Consider the following 670-nt stretch of genomic DNA (forward strand, 5'->3'; position numbering starts at 1 on the left):
AATGGTAGTCTTTTAAACTAGAGAGAAGGTGAGATACTGTAAAGAGAGCAGAAAACTGTGAAAACAGGCTACCCTTACAAGGGTATGGTGGAACCAGAGAGTACCAAGGAAGCGCGGAGTACTAACTCACTGGAACCTAGCGAGGAAGACGGTGCAGAAAGTTTACTTGATAAATTACTATACACAGGAAATTTAAATTCAGCTTACAAAAGAGTAAAGCAAAACAGAGGTGCAGCAGGTGTTGACGGGATGACAGTCGATGAGTTAATGCCATATCTAAAAGAGAACAAGGATGAATTTCTAGAGAGTTTGAGAAGTGGGAAGTACAAACCCCATCCAGTCAGACGAGTAGAAATACCTAAACCTGATGGTGGGGTAAAACTTCTTGGAGTCCCAACAGTCGTGGACCGCATGGTCCAACAGGCACTAGTGCAAATACTACAGCCAATATTTGAACCAACATTTTCTGATAATAGCTTTGGGTTTAGACCAAACCGCAATGCCCAACAAGCGATTAAAAGGTCAAAAGACTACTACGCCCAGGGCTACAAATATGCAGTTGACATAGACCTAGCAAAATATTTTGACACTGTGAACCATGACTTGTTGATAGGTATGGTAAGGGAACAAGTAAAGGATGAAACCATCATACGACTCATACGCAAATTTT

General features: G+C 41.5%; 1 protein-coding gene. It reads left to right on the plus strand.

The window, feature by feature from the left end; translation table 11 throughout:
- Nucleotides 1-57 precede the first annotated feature (57 nt).
- The coding region (locus CDO51_RS13120; RefSeq protein WP_240503593.1) for a reverse transcriptase domain-containing protein at nucleotides 58-670 on the plus strand (613 nt) is incomplete at its 3' end.

This window comes from Natranaerobius trueperi (assembly GCF_002216005.1).
Taxonomy (GTDB): Bacteria; Bacillota; Natranaerobiia; order Natranaerobiales; family Natranaerobiaceae; genus Natranaerobius_A; species Natranaerobius_A trueperi.